The 4,054-nt window shown below is 73.4% G+C and carries 1 protein-coding gene; it reads left to right on the top strand.

The features are described 5' to 3' along the window. Positions 1–1,944: 1,944 nt before the first annotated feature. On the top strand, positions 1,945–3,852 hold the full coding sequence (locus ACFV4P_RS12150) for a toxin glutamine deamidase domain-containing protein (protein ID WP_380470062.1): 1,908 nt from the start codon (positions 1,945–1,947) through the stop codon (positions 3,850–3,852). The last annotated feature ends 202 nt before the right edge of the window (positions 3,853–4,054 follow it).

The raw sequence follows: 4,054 nt of genomic DNA, 5'->3' as shown, positions 1-4,054 counted from the left end.
GGTGCGTCGCACACGGGTGTCGGTGGTGGGCGTCCGGCTGGGCACGACGGTGCGTCGCATGCGGGTGCTGATGGTGGTCGGCCCGCTGGGCATGAGGGTGCGTCGCACACGGGTGTCGGTGGTGGGCGTCCGGCTGGGCACGACGGTGCGTCGCATGCGGGTGCTGATGGTGGTCGGCCCGCTGGGCATGACGGTGCGTCGCACACGGGTGCCGATGGCGGGCGTCCGGGGGGTCATGACGGTGCGCCGCATCGGTCGGATGCCGATTCGGGCCGGTCGGCCGGGAGCGACGGTCCGTCGCGTGGACCCGAGCGCGACTATCACCTGTCCTTCGACGAGCATGCGCTGGGAGGCGACGTCGTCAAGGACTCCAACGGTATCAAGGTGAGCACCGACCAGATGAGTGTCGCGTACCACAGCGGTGCCACCGTCGACCACTCCGACCGAGTGGACAAGCCAGGCTTCGAACTGCACCAGCCGCATGCGGACGGTGGCAGCTCTCCGGCCGGGTCCGGCTTCGGGGACGATTCTCCGTCGGGTTCGTCGCACGGGAGCGATCCAGGGCGTCCGCACGACATTCCCGCGCCGCGACCCGGGGAGACGCCGTCTCATGAGCGGCCGGGTGTTGCGGTGGGTGAGCCCGGGCCTTCGGGTGGGGCACCCGGTCCGCATCACGAGCAGGGTTCGGACGGGGCGCAGCACGATGGTTCGGGCATGCGTCCGCCTGTCGGTTCCCCCGCCATGGCTGGGGGTGCGCCCCCGTTCCGGGGCGGCGAGCAGCGGAGCGACTCCGACTCCTCGACGCACAGTCAGGTCCCGCCGCGTCTGGACGTGGCCGGTCTCGGCGGGACGGCCACCGCTCCGCCGCCCCACGTGGGCACCGACCAGCGGCCGGGTGCCGGCGGCACCACGATGACCGGTCCGGACGGCACCGGCCCCGTGAGCGGGGGAGGTGTCGCGGGTGGCGGCATGCCGATGGGCGGCGGCGGGATGCCGACCGGCGGGGGTACGCCGACCGGTGGCGCTCCGGCCGGTGGCGGCGGCGCGGGCCGTCCGACGTCCGGGCCGGGCACCACCCCGACGGTGCCGGGACAGGGCCACGGCCCCGACCGCCAAGGCCAACAGCCCACCGGGAACTCGACGTTCACACCGCGACCGGCAGCCGACCGCCCCGACACGAGCCGCCCCGGCGGCCCGGACGGCGCTCGGCCGAACACGGGACGGCCGGACACGGCACGGCCTGATGCGGCACGCCCGGGCACGGCTCGCCCGGAGGGCGGGCGTCCGGACTCAACTCGCCCGGAAGCAGCGCGGCCTGACAGCTCACGTCCCGATGCAGGCCGTCCCGAAGGTGGGCGTCCTGACGGTGCGCGGCCGGACGGTGGTCGCCCCGACCCGGCGCGTCCGGACGGTGTGCGTCCCGATGGTGCACGTCCGGATTCGGCTCGCCCCGATGGCAATCACTCCGACACGGCGCGGCCGGACGGTTCGCGGTTCGACGCGGCGCGCCCGGACGGTAGCCACCCCGATGGTGGGCGTCCGGATTCAACTCGGCCCGACGGTGGGCGTCCTGACGCTGCCCGCCCCGACGGCAATCACTCCGACACGGCGCGGCCGGACGGCGGGCGTCCTGACGCTGCCCGTCCGGACGGTAGCCACCCCGATGGTGGGCGTCCGGATTCAACTCGGCCCGACGGTGGGCGTCCTGACGCTGCCCGCCCCGATGGCAATCACTCCGACACGGCGCGGCCGGATTCGAGTCGTCCGGGCTCGGCGAACCCCGACGGCGACCGTCCCGACGCCGATCACCGTCCTGACGGCCACCGTCCCGAGACCGACCACCAGCCGGATGCCGACCACCGACCCGATGGCGAGGGTCCCGGCGGCGATCACCGGTCGGACGCCGATCACCGCCCCGACGCGGACGGTTCGCACCAGGACGCCGTGCCCGACGGGCACAGTCCGCGGCCGGACGGCGGGCTCGCGGACAGTCGGCCGTACGACACGCCCGGCGGGCTGGAGCGGCCGGATCCGCAGCATCAGGCGGATCTGGAGAGCCGGGTGCCGCGGAATCCGGACGGGACGCCGCAGCGGCATCCGGATCCGAACGGGGACTGGCCGGGGGCGGTCAACGGGGACGGGCACCGGGCGCCGGGGCGGGACAACAACTGCCTCGACGTGGCGCTGTCGACGGCGGACACCTACAGCGGCAATCCGACGGCCGCCGCGCCGCGCCGGGACGGCGGGCCGGAGGGTGAGCGGGGCGGCCGGGACCGGGCGGAGAACCAGCTCGGCGCGCCGTTCCGGGACATGGGCAACGGGGATCCGGCGTTCCGTCGGGTCGAGGACCAGTTGCGCAACGACGGGCACGGTTCGCAGGCGGTGATCATCACGCAGGACGCCGACGGGCGGGCCCACGCGTGGAACGTCGTCAACCACGACGGCAAGATCACCTACCTGGACAACCAGACCGGCCAGCGCAGCGACAAGCCGCTGCACAACGGTGACCACGGCGTGTTCGCGATCACCCTCGACCCGGACCGCCACCCCACCAACGACTCGCCGAAGAACGACCATTCGACCACCGACCGCCCGACCACCGACCACGACAGGACGGACCGGCGGCCGGAGGACCCGGCGGGCAAGAACAAGGCGGAGGACGAGCACGAGGACGGGGCGGCCAAGAAGAAGCAGAAGCACGACGGGGACGGGAACGGGAACGGGAACGCCGAAGCGGGCCCGTCGCACAGCAACCCGGACGGCGACACGCCGAAGACCGACAAGGAGGTCGTCGACGAGCGCCGGAAGAACGACCCCGACCACCCGATCCACGAGCCGGCCCGCAGCGACGAGCACCTCGATCCGAAGGAAGGCGCGAAGGACACGCTCTACGGCGTCGAGCCGGACGCCAACCAGCAGAAGCTGCGCGACACCAACGACGTCCGCCAGCTCGACATGGAGAACGTCTACAACCGCCTGAACGAGTGGGCGGAGAACGGCGAACTCGGCGACGTGCTCGACAAGAGCAAGGCCGGCAACCCGAAGACGTTCGACCGCAAGGCGCTGGAGGACGCGCTGCCCGGGTTCAAGGACATGGACCCGGGTGAGCAGGGCGCCGCCGTCGCCGCCATGGGCCGGATGAGCGACGAGTTCCACAAGAACCACGGCGTCGGAGCCAGCCCCGAGCCGATGTCGTACCCCTACAACGCCGACCCCCGGGTGCAGGGAAGCGCCCCGGGCGAGGCGGACACCTCCAGCCGCGGCGCCGTCGACCACTCCACGTCCAAGGGCGAGGCGGGACTGAAGCAGTCCGCGAACTACAACGACCTCCGCAGCGACATCAAGGAGACGTTCGGCAAGCGCAGCATCCAGGGCGCGGTCAAGGACGCCGCGCACCGGCCGGACCTCACCGGGCGCAACTACGCGGTGATCGAGGTGTACGACCCCAGGACGAAGCAGGTCAGCTTCGTGGTGGACAGCTCGGTGCCGCCCAGCACCCCGCGCGCCGGGATCACGCCGCTGCACTCCGAGACGCACCTCGGCGGCTGGATTGACCACCTGAAGGCGACCCGCGACCAGAAGGACCAGCCGGAGGTGCTCAGCCTGTACACCGAGCGCGAGCCCTGCGGCATCGGCCCAGGTCACGCGGACTGCTCCGGCTATCTGTCGCGTGAACAGACCGGCGTGCCGGTCTACTATGCGACCGGGTACCGCAAGGGCGCGGGCGCCGACGTGGAGGTGCCCCAGGGCGAGCTGACGCCCAAGCAGAAGATGGAGCGGGACTTCGGCGACCACGTCGCCGAGGTCGGCCGGGCCTGGATGGAGATGGAGAAGAAGCGCCAGGGCCTGTGAGCCCGGGGGCCGCTCCGGCCCACCGCAGCGACGAACGACCATGAGCCAGTGAGCAAGGGAGTGGCCGGATGACCGGGCGCGACGAGACGGCGGTGGGGGGGGGGGGGGGCCCCCCCCCCCCCCCCCCACCGAGCGCGGCGCCCGGCCCGGGCGCCCCGAGCCCCCCCCGCGCCCCGCGCCCCCCCCCCCGGGGCGGCCCGGG

Source organism: Kitasatospora sp. NPDC059795, from assembly GCF_042732175.1.
Classification (GTDB): Bacteria; Actinomycetota; Actinomycetes; order Streptomycetales; family Streptomycetaceae; genus Kitasatospora.
Note: the sequence above shows the minus strand (reverse complement) of the source record. Positions and strands in the feature narration are given on the sequence as shown.